This window comes from uncultured Maribacter sp. (assembly GCF_947496775.1).
Taxonomy (GTDB): Bacteria; Bacteroidota; Bacteroidia; order Flavobacteriales; family Flavobacteriaceae; genus Maribacter_B.
The window spans coordinates 841,992-859,921 of record NZ_CANMDU010000001.1 but is presented as its reverse complement, the minus strand read 5'-3'; the positions used below and the strand labels follow the sequence as shown (position 1 = coordinate 859,921).

General features: G+C 33.3%; 19 protein-coding genes. 14 read left to right on the top strand and 5 right to left on the bottom strand.

What is annotated here, in order from left to right:
* Positions 1–59 precede the first annotated feature (59 nt).
* The 14 genes from Q0856_RS03770 to Q0856_RS03705 all read left to right on the top strand — a co-directional run bounded on the left by Q0856_RS03770 (position 60) and on the right by Q0856_RS03705 (position 14,236).
* A complete protein-coding gene (locus tag Q0856_RS03770; protein ID WP_298502772.1) occupies positions 60–1,838 on the top strand; it encodes a tetratricopeptide repeat protein in 1,779 nt (592 codons plus the stop codon).
* A 5-nt stretch (positions 1,839–1,843) separates the two neighbouring features.
* Positions 1,844–2,155, top strand: a complete 312-nt coding sequence (locus tag Q0856_RS03765; protein ID WP_298502769.1) for a DUF4286 family protein — start codon at positions 1,844–1,846, stop codon at positions 2,153–2,155.
* A gap of 3 nt (positions 2,156–2,158) precedes the next feature.
* Positions 2,159–3,031, top strand: a complete 873-nt coding sequence (gene rsmA / locus Q0856_RS03760) for a 16S rRNA (adenine(1518)-N(6)/adenine(1519)-N(6))-dimethyltransferase RsmA (protein ID WP_298474411.1) — start codon at positions 2,159–2,161, stop codon at positions 3,029–3,031.
* Positions 3,018–4,370, top strand: a complete 1,353-nt coding sequence (gene mgtE / locus Q0856_RS03755; protein WP_298474410.1) for a magnesium transporter — start codon at positions 3,018–3,020, stop codon at positions 4,368–4,370. Before rsmA ends, mgtE begins: the two co-directional genes overlap by 14 nt.
* A 79-nt stretch (positions 4,371–4,449) precedes the next feature.
* Positions 4,450–4,815 (top strand): cupin domain-containing protein, encoded by a 366-nt coding sequence (locus Q0856_RS03750; RefSeq protein ID WP_298502766.1) that lies wholly within the window; start codon positions 4,450–4,452, stop codon positions 4,813–4,815.
* A 3-nt stretch (positions 4,816–4,818) separates the two neighbouring features.
* Positions 4,819–5,757: a 2-hydroxyacid dehydrogenase gene (locus tag Q0856_RS03745; RefSeq protein ID WP_298502764.1), complete on the top strand. Its 939-nt coding sequence runs from the start codon at positions 4,819–4,821 to the stop codon at positions 5,755–5,757.
* Positions 5,758–5,766: 9 nt separating this feature from the next.
* On the top strand, positions 5,767–6,117 hold the full coding sequence (locus Q0856_RS03740; RefSeq protein ID WP_298502761.1) for a DUF1801 domain-containing protein: 351 nt from the start codon (positions 5,767–5,769) through the stop codon (positions 6,115–6,117).
* Between the two features lie 51 nt (positions 6,118–6,168).
* Entirely contained in the window at positions 6,169–6,621 is a 453-nt protein-coding gene (locus Q0856_RS03735) for a DUF1801 domain-containing protein (protein ID WP_298474401.1), read from the top strand.
* A 27-nt stretch (positions 6,622–6,648) separates the two neighbouring features.
* A complete protein-coding gene (locus tag Q0856_RS03730) occupies positions 6,649–7,035 on the top strand; it encodes a VOC family protein (RefSeq protein WP_298474399.1) in 387 nt (128 codons plus the stop codon).
* Between the two features lie 57 nt (positions 7,036–7,092).
* Positions 7,093–7,590, top strand: a complete 498-nt coding sequence (locus tag Q0856_RS03725) for an NINE protein (RefSeq protein ID WP_298474397.1) — start codon at positions 7,093–7,095, stop codon at positions 7,588–7,590.
* Positions 7,591–8,259: 669 nt separating this feature from the next.
* Positions 8,260–10,557, top strand: coding sequence for an FdhF/YdeP family oxidoreductase (locus Q0856_RS03720; protein ID WP_298502757.1), 2,298 nt, complete (start codon positions 8,260–8,262; stop codon positions 10,555–10,557).
* Positions 10,558–10,993: 436 nt separating this feature from the next.
* Positions 10,994–11,857 carry a UDP-2,3-diacylglucosamine diphosphatase gene (locus Q0856_RS03715; protein ID WP_298502755.1) on the top strand — a complete coding sequence of 288 codons (864 nt, stop codon included), beginning with the start codon at positions 10,994–10,996 and terminating at the stop codon, positions 11,855–11,857.
* 17 nt (positions 11,858–11,874) lie between these two features.
* Positions 11,875–12,870 (top strand): glycosyltransferase family protein, encoded by a 996-nt coding sequence (locus Q0856_RS03710; RefSeq protein ID WP_298502752.1) that lies wholly within the window; start codon positions 11,875–11,877, stop codon positions 12,868–12,870.
* Positions 12,871–12,877: 7 nt separating this feature from the next.
* The gene (locus tag Q0856_RS03705; protein ID WP_298502749.1) at positions 12,878–14,236 is read left to right on the top strand and encodes a GH1 family beta-glucosidase; all 1,359 of its coding nucleotides are present in this window, start codon (positions 12,878–12,880) and stop codon (positions 14,234–14,236) included.
* Between the two features lie 174 nt (positions 14,237–14,410).
* On the opposite strand, the gene Q0856_RS03700 is transcribed toward Q0856_RS03705, so the two are convergent.
* From Q0856_RS03700 to Q0856_RS03680, 5 genes are all read right to left on the bottom strand, one after another.
* Positions 14,411–15,589 (bottom strand): acyl-CoA dehydrogenase family protein, encoded by a 1,179-nt coding sequence (locus tag Q0856_RS03700; protein ID WP_298502746.1) that lies wholly within the window; start codon positions 15,587–15,589, stop codon positions 14,411–14,413.
* A 58-nt stretch (positions 15,590–15,647) separates the two neighbouring features.
* Complete coding sequence (locus Q0856_RS03695; RefSeq protein ID WP_298502743.1) at positions 15,648–16,382, bottom strand: methyltransferase; 735 nt, start codon at positions 16,380–16,382, stop codon at positions 15,648–15,650.
* 156 nt (positions 16,383–16,538) lie between these two features.
* Positions 16,539–16,760, bottom strand: coding sequence for a four helix bundle protein (locus tag Q0856_RS03690; protein WP_298474384.1), 222 nt, complete (start codon positions 16,758–16,760; stop codon positions 16,539–16,541).
* Between the two features lie 34 nt (positions 16,761–16,794).
* Positions 16,795–17,322 carry a ribosome maturation factor RimM gene (gene rimM / locus Q0856_RS03685; RefSeq protein WP_298502740.1) on the bottom strand — a complete coding sequence of 176 codons (528 nt, stop codon included), beginning with the start codon at positions 17,320–17,322 and terminating at the stop codon, positions 16,795–16,797.
* Between the two features lie 12 nt (positions 17,323–17,334).
* On the bottom strand, positions 17,335–17,853 hold the full coding sequence (locus Q0856_RS03680) for a 30S ribosomal protein S16 (RefSeq protein ID WP_298474380.1): 519 nt from the start codon (positions 17,851–17,853) through the stop codon (positions 17,335–17,337).
* Positions 17,854–17,930: the final 77 nt, after the last annotated feature.

The following is a 17,930-nucleotide window of genomic DNA, read 5'->3' as shown; positions in this document are numbered from 1 at the left end:
TTATACTTCCATTAACATGCCCTTTCGTTAATCTGTGTATCTTTGAGAAAAACCTAAGCTTGCGCGTATTTCTCACATCTTTGTTTCTTTGTTGTTTTTTCTGGACTTCTGCTCAGGAAGATTTCTTAGCGCAACAATATTTTAATGACGGGGAGTTCGGTAAAGCTGTAGTGTATTATGAGAAGCTAGTGGATGTTAACCCCAATAGATTAGATTTTGCAGAAGGACTAGTAGCGTGTTATCAACAGTTAGAACGCTATGAAGATGCTGAAAATTTTTTATTTAAAAGGTTAAAAATGCGTAAATCTATGCCCGTTTTGTATATAGATTTAGGGTATAATTATACGCTTCAAGAGGAAAAAGAAGAAGCGGAAAAGCAATATGATAAGGCAATTGATTTTTTAAATAAAAACCCTAATTATGGGGCTCAAATAGGGGCTAAATTTCATAAATACACTTTACTTAATTATGCAATTACGGCATATGAAAAAGCAATGAAATTAAACTCTTCTTTGAATTTTAATTTTCAATTAGCCAGAATTCATGGGGAACAAGGGAATATAGAACAGATGTACGAAGCTTATTTAAGCTTGATTATTGAAGGAAAAACCTCTAAATCTAATGTGTTAAGAAACCTAGACGCTTTTATCAGCGATGATCCAAATAATGATAATAACCTAAAACTAAAAAGAATTTTATTAAGGAATGCACAAAGAAATCCGGATACGCTTTGGAATGAACTGTTAAGTTGGTTGTTTGTAAAACAAAAACAATACAGTAGTGCTTTTAGACAAGAAAAAGCTATATATAAAAGAACAGAAGGGTCAAATACTAATCGGCTGATAGATTTATCAGACGCTGCTCTTGGTGCTGAGGAGTTAGACGTTGCAAAAGATATATATGAGTTTGTTTTAGAAGAAACAGACGACAGTGCAACAAGGTTAGATTCTGAATTGCAGTTAATAAACATTCAATTATCGCAAGGAGAATCGCTAGATGTAGTCGAAAAAAAGTATAAAGAATTACTACAAATACACGGTATTAAAAATACAACACTTAGGTTACAAGTGGCTTATGCTAAATTTTTAACTTTTAAAAGGAACACACCAGAACCAGGCATTAAAATACTGAAAGATTATTTAGAAATTCCGCTAAATAGAGAGGCTGTAGCCTATGTAAAATTTGCGCTTGGTGAAATTTTAGTGTATCATAGAAAATTTAATGAGGCTCTTATATATTTCTCGCAAATTCAGCAAAAGTTTAAGAATGATGTTATTGGGCAAAATGCTCGTTTTAAAGTAGCTCAGACTAGTTTTTATAAAGGAGACTTTAATTGGGCTCTAACACAATTAAAAGTACTGCGAAGTTCTACATCGCAACTCATTGCAAATGATGCCATGCAGTTAAGTCTTTTAATATCGGATAATACTTTGGAAGATTCTACGCAAATAGCATTACGAAAATATGCCAGAGCAGATTTATTGGCCTATCAAAATAAAACAAAAGACGCAGTAACACTTTTAGACGATATTCTAGAAAATCATAAAGGAGAGAAAATAGAGGATGAAGCTTTGTTAAAACAAGGAGAGCTATTGCAGCAGTTAAAAGAATACTCTAAAGCCGTTTTTAATTATCAAAAGATAGTTGAATTTTATGGACAAGGAATCTTGGCAGACGATGCTCATTTTGCATTAGGAACTTTGTATGAAGAAAAATTAAATAAGCCAGAGGAAGCTAAAAGTCATTACGAAAAAATAATCTATAATTACCAAGACAGTTACTATTCCCCGATTGCCGGGAAACGTTTTAGAAGGTTACGCGGCGATGTAATAAATTAAAAATTATGTATATATATAATGTTACTATTAATGTAGAAGAATCTGTAGTAGATTCTTGGCTTATTTGGATGAAAGAGACTCATATTCCAGAAATGCTTGCCACGGGTAAATTTACCAAAGCGTTAATGACCAAAGTCTTGATTGAGGAGGAAATGGGAGGAAAAACATATTCCGTACAGTATACTACTGATAGTAAAGAAACTTTACAGAAATATTATCAAGAAGATGCTGATAAAATGCGTTCGGATGGAGCAAAACGTTATGCTGGGAAATTTGTAGCGTTTAGAACGGAATTAGAAATAGTTAGCGAACATTAAGTTATGGCAAAAAAAGGGAAGAATAAATATGTAGGAGATAAGCCAAAATATAAAAAACACTGGCAAGAAGAGAGCCCAGTAAAAGCAAAAAAACACTTAGGACAACATTTTTTAAAAGATGAAACTGTTGCTTATGATATAGCAAATACACTGTCGCTAAATGGATATAAAAATGTCATAGAAATAGGCCCTGGAACAGGAGTGTTAACCAAGCATTTGTTAGCACAAGAAATGAATTTAGTAGCTTTAGATTTGGATACGGAATCTATAGAATACCTAAATACTAATTTTCCTTTAGAACATCCAGAATTACAACAGCGAAAAGGAACTTTTAAGGTGGTAGAGGCTGATTTTTTAAAGTACAATATAGAAACCCTTTTTGGTAAAGAACAATTTGCAATAACAGGAAACTTTCCATATAATATATCTACGCAGATTGTGTTTAAAATGTTAGAACTTAGAGATCAAGTGCCGCAATTCTCAGGAATGTTTCAAAAAGAAGTAGCAGAACGTATATGCTCTAAAGAAGGCAGTAAAGCCTATGGTATACTTTCGGTTTTAACACAAACATTTTATAAGGCAGAATATCTATTCACTGTAGCACCAGAAGTATTTAATCCGCCACCGAAAGTACAATCCGGTGTAATCTTATTAACTCGGAAAGAGAATTTAAAACTAGATTGCGATGTTAAGTTATTGTATAAAGTAGTAAAGGCAGCGTTTAACCTAAGAAGAAAAACATTAAGAAATAGTTTAAAATCTTTTGCTATTTCTGATAATCTAAAAGAAGATGTTATCTTTGACAAGCGTCCTGAACAATTGGCTGTTGCCGATTTTATTACGCTTACCAAGAAGATAGCACATGACACCGTTTAAACTTACAGACGAGCTTGTAGCTGAAATAAAACAGCGCATTGAATCTGGAGAGAATTCGCAATTAGAATCTCTTCTAGAAGAGGTGCATTATGCCGATGTAGCTGAAATTGTAAATGAGTTAAAAGAAGAAGAAGCCACCTATTTAATTAAGTTGTTAGATAGTGACAAAACTTCAGATGTTTTAACGGAAGTAGATGATGATCTTAGAGAGGCTATTTTAGGAAATTTATCTTCTAAAGAAATTGCAGAAGAATTACAAGAGTTAGATACTGATGATGCAGTAGATATTATTGCAGAACTACCAGAAGATCGCCAACAGGAGGTAATTTCAGAAATAATAGACGAAGAGCATAAAGAAGAAATAAAGGAACTTCTTGCTTATGATGAAGATACAGCAGGGGGGCTTATGGCTAAAGAGCTCGTAAAAGTATATGATACTTGGACGGTTGCTGGTTGTCTTCGCAGAATAAGAGGCCAGGCAGAAGAAGTTACCAGAGTACACTCCGTATATGTGGTAGATAAACAAGATACGTTAGTGGGGCGTTTATCTTTAAAAGATCTTATTGTAGCTAAAAACGAGAAAAAGATAGCAGATATTTATATTTCTAAAGTAGATTATGTTCATGTACAGGATGATGTAGAAGATGTAGCTAAAGTAATGGCAAAGTACGATTTAGAAGCTATTCCGGTAGTAGATGATGCTAAAACTTTATTGGGAAGAATTACCATTGATGATATTGTAGATGTATTAAAAGAAGAAGCAGATAAAGATTACCAATTAGCAGCGGGTATTACTCAAGATGTAGAAGCAGATGATAGTATATTAGAACTTACAAGAGCTCGTTTACCTTGGCTTTTTTTAGGCCTTATTGGTGGAGTTGGGGCTTTTTTAATTATGGAAGGGTTTCAAAATACATTTGAAAAGTATGCTGTATTATTCTTTTTTACTCCTCTAATTGCGGCAATGGCAGGTAATGTTGGGGTGCAATCTAGCGCAATTATTGTGCAAGGTTTAGCGAATGATGATGTAAAAGGAAGCATTAATAAACGTTTAATTAAAGAAATGCTATTATCGGCATTAAATGGGACTATTTTAGCATTGTTTTTGTTTCTTTTTGTTTGGATAACTAAAGGAGAAATAAATACAGCATTTGCCATATCTGCTTCTTTAGTAGTAGTTATAATAGTCGCAGGTCTTATTGGTACATTTGTACCACTGTTTTTAGATAAAAGAGGAATAGACCCTGCTATAGCTACTGGTCCATTTATTACTACAAGCAATGATATTTTTGGAATTCTTATTTACTTTTGGATTGCCAAAATGGTATTAGGAATTTAAGTCCTTTTGCAATACCTTTCTCCCTAATCAAGATTTAAGCACCCCCAAGGCCGAAGTTTACTATTTAAATAGCGTTGTAATGAAAAGTATAAATATTGTAGCCAAACATGCCGAATTTTCAAAACAATGGCATCCGCATCAGATAGCTGTTGTAGATAATATGCAAGTATTACTTGCAAAGCTTAAAGATGAATTTGTTTGGCATGCTCATGATAATGAAGATGAGTTATTTCAGGTTATAAAAGGAACTTTGTATATGCAATTTAGAGACCGCACAGAGGTGGTTAAAGAAGGAGAGATAATTGTGGTTCCTAAAGGGGTGGAGCATAACCCAATGACTAAAAACGGAGAAGTAGTACATGTGCTTCTTTTTGAAAAATTGACTACTGCGCATACAGGAAAAGTACAGGACGAAAAAACCCAAACAGAATACCCCAAGATATAATTTATGAAAGTATTACACTTAGATGTTAATCATCCCTTAATAATAGAGCAATTTAATGCTATAGGTTTTCAAAACGATGAAGATTATACCTCTTCTAAAGAGGAAATAGAATCTAAATTACATGTATATGATGGTATAATAATTCGAAGCCGATTTACTATAGATAAATTGTTTTTAGATAAAGCAACTAACCTAAAATTTATAGGAAGATTAGGTGCAGGTCTGGAGAATATTGATACGAATTATGCAGAGGAAAAAGGAATTTTTTTAGCCTCTGCTCCAGAAGGTAATAGAAATGCAGTGGGAGAACATGCGTTAGGTATGTTACTTTCTTTATTTAATAAATTAAATATCGCGGATAAAGAAGTTCGTTCTGGTAGATGGGATCGGGAAGGTAATAGAGGGGTCGAATTAGATGGAAAAACCGTTGGAATCATCGGTTATGGGAATATGGGAAAGGCTTTTGCAAAAAAACTAAGAGGTTTTGATGTAGAGGTTATTTGTTATGATATAGTCGGTGGTGTTGGTAATGATGATGCTCGCCAGGTGGGAATATTAGAGTTACAACAAAAAACAGATGTTTTAAGCTTACATGTGCCTCAAACAGATCTGACTATCGGAATGATAAATGAAGGTTTTATTAGCGCCTTTCACAAGCCACTCTGGCTGTTAAATACAGCAAGGGGTAAATGTGTTAGAACAGACGATTTGGTAGCAGCTTTGGAATCTAAAAAGATTCTAGGAGCTGGTTTAGATGTTTTAGAATATGAAAAATCATCTTTTGAAAATATGTTTACGGAAGCTAACATGCCCGAAGCTTTTCAGTATCTAATAAAATCAGATAAAGTAGTATTAACTCCGCATATAGCAGGTTGGACTGTGGAAAGTAAAGTAAAGTTAGCGCAAACTATTGTAGACAAGGTAAAAGCAAAATTCTGTTAAGATGTTAAAATGACTCAAAATGATGCTTTTTATTTTAATAAACAAGAGCCTAACAAAGGTTGTTTACTTGCCCTACGAGATATTATTTTAAAACAAGATGAGAATATTGCAGAAACCACAAAGTACGGAATGCCATGTTTTTGCTATAAAAAGAAGGCATTTGTGTATTTATGGGTAGATAAAAATACCAAAGAACCGTATATACTTTTTGTCGAAGGAGCACGTCTTAATCATCCGGAATTAGAAGCAGGGAAACGCTCCCGTATGAAAATATTAAGAGTTAATCCAGTAATAGATATTCCCGCGCAAAAATTGGCCTCATTATTACAAAGAGCTTTGGATTTATATAGAAAGGAGTAGTACTTTAAAATTTGTTAACTTTAGAAGGTAATCTTTAATACAAGAAGTAAGATGACCTCAAATGCGAGCACTCCGGAAGAATATATAGAGCAATTGCCAGAAGAAAGGAAAGAAGTAATTTCTAATATTAGAACTATTATTAAAGCTAATCTGCCTAATGGTTTTAAAGAATGTATCAGTTATAAAATGTTGGGCTATGTAGTGCCACATTCCTTATATCCAGAAGGGTATCATTGCGATCCCAAGTTACCGTTACCATTTATCAATGTGGCATCGCAGAAAAATTTTGTTGCCATATATCATTCCGGGATATATGCGGATACTAATCTATATAATTGGTTTGTAGAAGAATACCCTAAACACTGCAAAAGAAAAATAAATATGGGAAAAAGTTGTATACGTTTTAAATATTTAGAGGATATACCTTATGATTTAATAGGCGAATTAGTTGCTAAAATGTCTCCAAAAGATTGGATTAATCTTTATGAAGAAAAAATAAAATAGCCTCGATTATCGAGTAAAAAAGAAAGGATGAAAAAGAGAGTTACTGGTTTAGGTGGGTTTTTCTTTAAGACAAAAGACCCAAATGCTATTAAAGAATGGTATAAAAATAGATTGGGATTAAATACGGACCAATATGGATGTACTTTTTGGTGGAAAGATAAAGAGGGAGAGGATTGTTCAACACAATGGAGCCCTATGAATGAGGATACTAAATATTTTGCCCCAAGTAAATCATCTTTTATGATGAATTTTAGAGTAGAAAATCTAGTAGAGTTATTAGCAATTTTAAAAGAAGAAGGAGTAACGATTGTTGGTGAAATAGAAGAATATGAATATGGAAAATTTGGTTGGATTTTGGATCCCGATGGGAATAAACTAGAACTTTGGGAGCCAATAGATAAAGCATTTCTTTGATAATCAAATAATTATTACATTTAAGGAGAGTTATTAACCACCAAAAACTAAATAATAATGTCAGAAGAAAACAAAGATTTAGGAGATAAGGCAGAAGATGCTTTTGATGCTGCAAAAGACAAAGCTAAGGACTTAGGGGAGAATGCATCTGAAAAATTTGAAGAGGCTAAAGAATCTGCCAAGGAATTTGCGGGTGAAGCCAAAGAAAAAGCTAGCGAATTTGCAGAAGATGCAAAAGAAGCGGCGAGTGAATTTGCGGAGGAAGCAAAGAAAACAGCCAATGATTTTGCAGATAGCGCAAAAGAAGCTTTTGGAGGAGAAGGAGGGGAAAACAAAAAAGTATTGGCTGGTTTATTAGCAATTCTAATAGGTTCGTTAGGTATTCATAAATTTATTTTGGGATATACGAAAGAAGGAATTATTCAAATAATAGCCTCTGTAGTTACTTGTGGAATAGCGGGTATAGTGCCTTTTATAGAAGGTATTATTTACCTAACTAAATCCGATGAAGAATTCTATAATACGTATCAAGTAGGTAAAAAACCTTGGTTCTAATAGAGTAAAAAACGGAATGTAATATTTCGTTTTTTTTAAGAATTAAATCATTGTAATATTACGATTAATGGAGTGTTGTGTAAATTGGTAAAAGGGAAGGTGTTGATTGTAGATAGGTAGCAGAAATTTATTAAGTTGAAGTTAAGCAGTAGGTGTATAAAACAATAAAACCGGTACGAATACCGGTTTTAAAGGAGTTAATTAAATATTAATTAACCTAATAGAACATTCCAAAGCTATATGTTTTTAAATTACTTATAGTTAATCCATTTTTAACTTAAAGTTATTTTAAAACTATGAAATAAGATGTTTTGTAAATTTAAGTTGAAATTAAAGTGAAGAAACTACCTAGAGTACGCCTATGAGGTATTCTTTAAATGCCAATTTTTGTTTCGATGCAAGTATTGAGGTATTTAAATTTCGACTACCGAGAAAATAGTTATAAATCTAAAAAGAGCTTTATCAATGAAGACAAAGCTCTTTTTTTGAGAACACTATATGAAAATGAAAAATTTTATTTTTTATTACAGTGTAAATGTACAGGAGTAATATCCTTTTTTAAAAGATTTGATGTGTATTGTAGGGATTTTGTTGTAAACCATTCTTTTTTTGATTTTAACTTAAAAAAAAACAGTATTTTTCCTTGGAACAACAAAGGTATTAGCATTAATGAAATCAGATTTTAAAAGAAATGTTTCAGTAACAGGACCCCAAGACTTTTTAGATATTAGAGTAGGAGAGCCGCAAAAAAAAGCCGCAGGTGTATTGGGGGTTAAAGAGGCTCTTAAGCATGGTTTTAAAGAAATGGGGGTTTTAAAATCTATGGGGGCTTTATTGCAAATGAATCAAGATAAGGGGTTTGAGTGTCCTAGTTGTGCTTGGCCAGTACCAGAAAAACAATCTAGTTTTGCTGAGTATTGCGAAAATGGTGTAAAAGCCCTTGCAGATGAAGCAACATCCTCACAAATTGGTGCTGCTTTTTTTAAAGAAAATTCTGTTGAAAAACTTTCAGAACTTACCGATTATCAATTAAACAAATTTGGGAGGATTATAGAGCCAATGGTACTGCGCCCTAATAGTGTGCATTATGAGCCTATAACTTGGGAAGAAGCTTATAGTATCGTATCGGAAGAGTTAAAGAAATTAAATTCTCCAGACGAAGCCGTGTTTTATACTTCAGGACGCTCTAGTAATGAGGCAGCGTTCTTGTACGGTATGTTTGCCAGAGCTATAGGAACAAACAATATGCCCGATTGCTCTAATATGTGTCACGAATCTAGCGGTGTTGCATTAGGAGAAACTTTAGGAATGGGGAAAGGATCTGCTACTTTAGAAGATTTTTATGAGGCTGAGGTGGTTATTGTTGCAGGGCAAAACCCAGGAACTAATCATCCTAGAATGTTATCTGCCTTAGAAAAATGTAAAATAAATGGAGGAAAAGTAATAAGTATAAACCCTTTGGAAGAAGCAGGTTTAATCAATTTTAAAAACCCTCAAAATATAAAAGGAATTTTAGGGTCTGGAGAAGATATTGCAGATATACATTTACAAGTAAGGATTAACCAAGATATGGCATTGGCCAAATTATTGATTAAAAGATTGGCATCATTAGATAAAGATAATAAGGATGTTTTTGATCATGCGTTTATTGAAAAATATACACAAGGGTATGATGCTTTACTGGCAGATATAGAAAATTATGACGAAGAAGAGCTCCTTACACTAAGCGGGGTAGGAAAACAACAGGTAGATGAAACGGTGAAACTATTAGCCACTAAATCTAAAATTATTATTTGTTGGGCAATGGGTTTAACACAGCATAAGAATGGAGTAGAAAATATTAAGGAGTTTGTCAATATTTTATTACTAAAAGGAGCTATAGGAAAGCCAAATACAGGAACATGTCCGGTAAGAGGGCATAGTAATGTTCAAGGGGATCGTAGTGTAGGTATCATGCATTTCGTTAATACGGAATTAAATAAAAGAATAGAGCAGCATTTGGGATTTACAGCTCCGGATGAAGAAGGGTTAGATACCGTAGAGGCTATACATGCCATGCACGATGGTAAGGCTAAGTTTTTTATGTGCTTAGGAGGTAATTTTCTAATGGCAGCATCAGACACTAAATATACTGCGGAAGCTATAGAGCAGTGTAATTTAACAGTTCAAGTGAGTACTAAATTAAATAGGACACATTTGGTTACTGGCAAAACGGCACTTTTACTTCCCACTTTTGGGCGCTCTGAAAAAGATGTAAAAGATGGAGTACAACGCTATGTTACTGTAGAGAATAGTATGGGTAGAGTAAGGCAATCTATGGGGATTTTAAAACCAGCTTCTGGTTCTATTAAAAGTGAGCCAGAGATTATTGCTGAAATCGCCGCTACGCACCTAACAGATAATCATTCTGTGCCTTGGAGAGAAATGGCCAAGGATTATGAGCTTATTAGAACCAAGATAGATCAAGTAATTAAGGGGTATGACAATACTAAAGAAAGGTCTAAAGGTAAAGGGTATTACCTGCCTCATAATGCAAGAGAGTTAGATTTTAGTATGCTTCCAAATGGAAAAGCTCAAATTTCAGTCAACACCCTTCCAACTCATCATTTAGAAAAAGATGAATTTTTGTTGATGACAATTCGGTCGCATGATCAGTTTAATACAACTATTTATGGTTTAGACGATAGGTATAGAGGAATATATAATGCAAGGAGAGTGGTTTTTATGCATCCAGAGGATATGAAGCAGTATGGATTAAAACAATTGCAAGTAGTTAATATTACTAGTAATTATGATAATAAAGAACGTACTGCAAATAATTTTAAAGTAATATCTTATAAGATTCCAAGAGGAAACATTGCAGCGTATTATCCAGAAACAAATATGGTTATTCCTTATAACCAATATGCGGATAAAAGTAGAACACCAATAAGTAAGTCTGTTAAAGTGAAAATTAATAAAGCGTAAAAAGATTAAAATCCTTTTAAACTAAAAAGAGCTTTGTCAATGAAGACAAAGCTCTTTTCTGAGAACACTATATGAAAATGAAAAATTTTATTTCGTTTTTTATTACATGGTAAATATACTAGGGAAGTTAATTTTAAAAAAAGTATTGTTGCGTAACCCACTATAGTTGTTGTGAATACCCGGTTTTTTGATTTTACAGCTCTTTAATTTAACTTATATAGGGGGCATATTAACAATGTAATAACTCAAAAGTAAACCTTAGCTTACAGTTTTTATTTTCTATATATACATCTTTGTATATATATATTCTTCCTATGAAAATTATCTTTATTGCGATAGCAACTTGGGTTATTCAATTTTGTCTAACACAATTCGTTAGTTATTATTCTCCGCTTAAATTCAATAGAGTTTCTTTTAAGAAGTTTAAACAAGTTTTATGAAAAAAAGGTCTGTTGATATTGTAGTTATATCAGATGTGCACTTAGGCACCTACGGATGCCATGCTAAGGAACTTTTAAAATATTTAAAATCAATTAAGCCTAAAGAGGTTATTTTAAATGGAGATATTATAGATATATGGCAATTTAACAAGAGATATTGGCCAAAGGCACATATGAAAGTTGTAAAACTAATTATGGAGTGGATTTCTAAAGGGGTTAAAGTGCATTACGTTACGGGGAATCATGACGAAATGCTCAGAAAATTTGTAGGTTTTAAATTGGGGTCTTTTACTATTGTAAATAAGGTTTTGTTGACCATTGATGATAAAAAAATGTGGTTTTTTCATGGGGATGTTTTCGATGTTACCATGCAACATTCTAAATGGATAGCTAAGTTGGGCGCAAAGGGGTATGATTTATTAATTGTATTAAATAGAGTGGTAAATTTTATTAGTAAAAAGCTAGGAAAGGGACCAGTTTCTATGTCTAAAAAAATAAAAAATAGCGTAAAATCTGCTGTAAAATTTATAAATAATTTTGAACAAATTGCTGCAGATATTGCAATAGAAAACGAGTATAACTATGTGGTTTGTGGCCATATTCATCAGCCAGCGATGCGAGAAATTACAACACCAAAAGGAGGTGTAATGTATTTAAATTCTGGAGATTGGATAGAAAATTTAACAGCATTGGAATATAATAATTCGGAATGGACTCTTTATAGTTATTTAGAAGATACTTCGGTTATTAACCAAAAAGAAGAAGATTCTGAGCCAACAGAGGTATTAGAAAAGAATGAACTTTTTGATAGTTTGGTAAAAGAATTTCAGATTCTAAGAGCTCCTAAAAATCAGAATTAAGATTATAATATATTATAATGAGGGTATTATATGCTATTCAAGGAACAGGCAATGGGCATTTAAGTAGGGCAAGGGACGTTATTCCTGCCTTGCAAAATAAAAATGTAAATTTAGATATTTTAGTTAGTGGTACTCAGGCCGATATTAATATTCCGCATAACATAAAATATCAGTTAAAAGGACTAAGTTTTATTTTTGGAAAAAAGGGAGGTGTAAATATGTGGCGCACTTATTTAAAAGCAAATACTGCCCGTTTGCAAAAAGAAATAAGAAGCATTCCTATTGAGGATTACGATATTGTTATTAATGATTTTGAGCCAGTATCGGCTTGGGCTTGTAAGCTTAAAAATAAGAAGTGTTTTAGTTTTAGTCATCAGGCAGCGGTATTATCTTCTAATGCTCCAAAACCCAAGAAAAAGGATTTGTTAGGAAAGATGATACTTAAAAATTATGCTCCTACTACCCATCAATACGGGCTTCATTTTAAAGCTTATGAAGAAAATATTTTTACCCCAATAATTAGAAAAGATATACGCAATTTAAAAGTAACTAAAGGGAATCACTATACTGTTTATTTACCTTCTTATAGCGATGAAAAAATAGTAAAAGTACTATCTAAAATTAAGCACGTTAATTGGCAGGTATTTTCAAAACATAATAAAACTCCTTACTACAAGGATAACATATCTATTGTGCCTATTACTAATGAGGCTTTCGTACATAGTATGGCTAGTAGTAAAGGGATTTTATGTGGAGCAGGGTTCGAAACTCCAGCAGAAGCCCTTTACTTAAAGAAAAAACTCCTAGTTGTTCCTATGAAAGGACAATACGAGCAACAGTGTAATAGAGCAGCACTTAAAGATATGGGGGTACCTACATTAAAATCTTTTAAAGAAAAACATTTAGATAAAATGAATTCTTGGGTAGATTCTAGTAAAATTATAGAGGTAGACTACCCTGAAGTTACAGATGTAATAATTAATAAATTGCTTCAAGAAGCAATGACAGTATAGAGAATATATGCCTAAAGGGAATTCCAGTAAATTATGTGCTAAAGATTTTGGAGAAAATTTTGTTTGGGGAGTCGCTACAGCTGCTCACCAAATTGAAGGAGCTTATGATAAACATAATAAAGGTAAATCTATATGGGATGCGTTTTCTTTGAAAAAGGGTAATATTTATCAAAATCAAAATGGAAATATAAGTTGCGATTTTTATCATAGATATAAAGAAGATATTCTTTTAATGAAATCTATGGGAATTCAGAATTTTAGATTCTCAATTTCTTGGACTAGGATACTACCAAATGGAGTGGGTAAGATTAATGAAAAGGGAATACAGTTTTATAATGATGTAATTAATTTTTGCCTGAAATGTGATATTACGCCATGGGTAACTCTTTATCATTGGGATTTACCACAAGTTTTAGAAGAACAAGGTGGCTGGGTAAATAGAAAAATTTTAGAATGGTTTAAAGAGTATGTTACGGTATGTGCTATTAGTTTTGGTGATCGTGTAAAAAACTGGATGGTTTTAAATGAACCAATGGTTTTTACCGGAGCTGGTTACTTTCTGGGAGTTCATGCGCCAGGGAAAAAAGGCTTAAAACAATTTTTACCTGCAGTTCATCATGCCGTTTTATGCCAAGCAATAGGAGGAAGGGTACTTAGGAGTTTAGTTAACAATGCTAATATTGGAACAACCTTTTCTTGTTCTCAAATAACTCCTTATAGTACTAAAAAGAAAGACATTGTTGCCGCTAAAAAAGCAGATGCAATACTGAATAGGCTATTTATAGAACCGTCTTTAGGAATGGGGTATCCGTTACAAGATGTACCTGTTTTAAAAAGGATTTTAAAGTTTTTAGAGCCAGAAGATAAGGAGAATAGTGTTTTTGATTTCGATTTTATTGGAGTTCAAAATTATACTAGAGAGGTTGTAAAACATAGCTTTTTAGTACCATATTTAAGGGCAAAAATAATAAAGGCGTCAAAAAGAAATGTTAAAAAAACTTTGATGGATTGGGAAGTATACCCTCCTAGTTTGTACAATATGATTGTTCATTTTAATTCTTACCCTAACGTAAAAAAAGTAATTATTACGGAAAATGGAGCTGCTTTTACTGATGCTGTTATAGATAATAAAATTAAAGATGAAGATCGTAAGGCGTATTTAGAAGATTGTGTAAAGGAAGTTAAAAGAGCAAGAGGAAAGGGATTTAAAGTAGATGGTTATTTTGTTTGGACATTCACGGATAATTTTGAATGGGCGGAAGGTTATTATCCAAGATTTGGCCTTGTACATGTGGATTTTAAAACACAAAAAAGAAGAATAAAAGATTCTGGTTTTTGGTATAGCCGCCTTATAACATCTACTTAAAAAAAGAAAAACCGACGTTTCCATCGGTTTAAACTAACTAACTCAAAATATAGGAACGTTTCCCAAAAATAGGACAATGCAAAAGTAATGGTAAGGCACTCGTAGTATGTTAATATACGATGAGGTTTAAGTTAACTTTATTAGATATTTTAGATTTAAATAACTAAAGTTAATCTATTTAAATGCAGATAGGCCGGTTATATCTGCTCCAGTAATTAACAAATGTATGTCATGCGTACCTTCGTAAGTAATAACACTTTCAAGGTTCATCATGTGGCGCATAATACTGTATTCTCCTGTTATACCCATACCTCCTAACACTTGTCTTGCCTCTCTTGCTATTTTAATAGCCATATCTACATTATTACGCTTAGCCATAGATATTTGCGCAGAGGTGGCTTTGTTTTCATTTTTTAGTTGTCCTAGTCTAAAAGCAAGTAATTGCGATTTGGTGATTTCGGTAATCATTTCGGCAAGTTTTTTTTGCTGCAATTGAGTAGCCGCAATAGGTTTTCCAAATTGGATACGTTCTTTGGCATAGCGTAAAGCAGTATCATAACAATCCATAGCCGCTCCAATAGCACCCCAGGCAATACCATAGCGAGCGGAATCTAAACATCCCAATGGAGCTCCTAAACCCGATTTATTTGGGAGTAGATTTTCTTTGGGAACCCGTACATTGTCAAAAATTAACTCCCCTGTAGCAGATGCACGTAACGACCATTTGTTGTGTGTAGTTGGGGTTGTAAAACCTTCCATCCCGCGCTCTACAATAAGGCCATGTATTCTGCCTTCTTCATTCTTAGCCCATACCACAGCAATATCCGCAAAAGGAGAATTAGATATCCAAAGTTTGGCTCCATTTAAAAGATAATGGTCTCCCATATCCTTAAACTTTGTTTCCATACCACTTGGGTTAGAGCCATGGTTTGGTTCGGTTAAACCAAAACACCCCATCATTTCTCCTGTAGCTAATTTGGGTAAGTATTTTTTTCGTTGTTTTTCGTTTCCATAAGCGTAAATAGGATACATTACTAAGGAAGATTGTACAGAAGCTGTAGAGCGAACGCCACTATCGCCACGTTCAATTTCTTGCATTATTAAACCATAGCTTATTTGGTCTAAACCAGCACCACCATATTCCATAGGAATGTATGGGCCAAAGGCACCCACTTCAGCCAACCCTTTTATTATTTGATTTGGAAACTCGGCCTTTTGCGCATATTCTTCTATGATAGGAGATATATCTCTTTTTACCCATTTCCGGGCCGCATCACGAACCAAAATATGTTCTTCGGTAAGTAAATCGTTTAAATTATAATAGTCGGGAGCTTCAAATAAATCGGGTTTCATAATGCATGGATTTCTCTCAAAGATATGTAAAGAAATATAACATTACAATCACATGGAGTTACATTTTTAAATAAAAATCTTTGGTTAACTCCTTGTATGAATCCGTATACTGGTGTCTTTCCTTTTCTATAATTAGTTCGTTTATAAAAGTTTCAGTTTTGGAAAAAGTAAATTCTAAAAGGCTTCTTTTTATTTCACTAGTTGGGTTGCCTTTAACTCTTGTAATTCTAGAAGGAAACAAACCATTTGTTTTAGCAATATTAAGAAAATTTTTTTCTTCTTTAAAAGGTATAATCGTAGAAAAAGAACCGTCTTTTGTTAGTAATTTAGAGGCGCCTTCTATTAACTCATTAAAAGGTAAAGAGGTATTTTGTCTGGCGGTATCTCTGGCATTATTTCCGCTAGTTACTTCTTCTGTGTAGAACGGAGGGTTGGAAACTATGACATTGTACAACTCAAATTCGTCTGGTTCTTCTTCCGTATATTCATCTACAAACTCATCGAAACCAGCATGAAAACAGAAAAGGCGGTCTCTCCAGGGGGAGTTTTCAAAATTCTCTGTGCATTGTTCAAAAGCATCACCATCTAATTCTATGGCTTCTATATTTTCGGCAGCACTGCGTTGTGCTAGCATAAGGGAAATAATACCAGTCCCTGCTCCTATATCTAAGATAGAATAAGAATTATGGGTTACACTAGTCCAGGCACCTAAGAGTACGCCATCCGTTCCAATTTTCATGGCGCAGCGATCCTGTTTAATTGTAAATTGTTTAAATGAGAACGGCTTATTCATATAAAATCCCAAAAAATTAAAAAACAAATTCCAAACATATTGGATTACGTTTTATTGATTATGGCAGATAGTATTTTTCTTAATTCTTCTGCTTCCTGCATTAATGCTTTTATATCGGTATTAGTATTTATAGCTTCTAGTAAGTTTAGTCAATATTTAGATTCTTTGGCTTCTTTTCTGGCGATTTTTAAAATCTTTTTCTCCTAATTTTTCGTTTGCTTCAATATAATTAGCGCCTACGGAGCCAGAAGATTTAACGAGTTGTTTTCCATCTTCTATATTAGAAATAGTTTTGGGTAGTTGTTTTACCAAAAGTCTGCAAGACTTAGCAAATAAAAAAGTTCTTTCTTCTAAATCATAAACTTTTTTAGTGTCCATTTTTTGGAATTTGGAATTTTTTATTTGGATTTTCTTATTCCAAGTATAAATCTATTAACCCTTCTGGGGTAGAAACATAGATAGTTTTTTCTTCTCTATCTAGTTTAGTGATAAGTTCATCTCTAACTGGGATAAGTATTTCTTTATCTTCTTTTTCAATTTCAAATAAAGCCTGTGAGGTGGTATCATTTACTCCTTTTATAGTGCCAATATTTCCGTGTACATCATCTATAACCGTAAAACCTATTATTTCGTGGTAGTAAAATTGCGTTCCCGTAAGTTCTGGTAAAAAAGATAAAGGAAGGTATAGTTTAGACCCCATAATACGGTCTGCATCTGATTCTGTTTTTACCTCCTCAAAATCAATACGTAAGAGATTCGATTTATGTAAGCGACACTTGTTAATAAAAAATGGAACCAGATTATTTCCTAAAGAAACAAAAACTGATTCCATTTTTTCGTATGTTTCTGGGTCATCGGTATCTAGTTTAACTAATACCTCTCCTTTGAAACTATATTTAGAGACGATTTTGCCTAAGTAGAAACATTCTTCCTTTTGCATCGTCAGATATATCTATTCTTCTTCCGAAGATGCAGCAGCATCTTCCGAGTCAGCAGCAGCTTCTTCTACATCTGGTAATGCAGCAGCGGCAGCTTCAGCAGCACGCTTCTCATTTACTTCTTTTTCAGCAGCTAATGCTTTTGCTTTAGCATCTGCTTTAATTTTATCTATTCCACCTATTTTAGCAGCGTTAGATTTTTCTTTTTCAGCAGACCAGGCAGCAAATTTTTCTTCCGCTTGCTCTTCCGTTAAAGCTCCTTTACGTACACCACCAGCTAAGTGATTTTTTAACATAACACCTTTATGAGATAAAATTGCTCTAGCAGTATCTGTTGGTTGTGCACCATTCTGTAACCATTGTACAGAACCGTCTATATTAAGGTCAATTGTTGCAGGATTTGTATTAGGATTGTATGTTCCTAATTTTTCTAAGAATTTACCATCTCTTTTTGCTCTTGCATCTGCAGCAACAACCCAATAGAATGGTTTTCCTTTTTTACCGTGTCTTTGTAATCTAATTTTTACTGGCATATCACATTAATTTGTAGGGTGCCCGACCCTTGGTTATTAATTCTTTTTTAATTTGCTTAGTTATAAGCGGGTGCAAA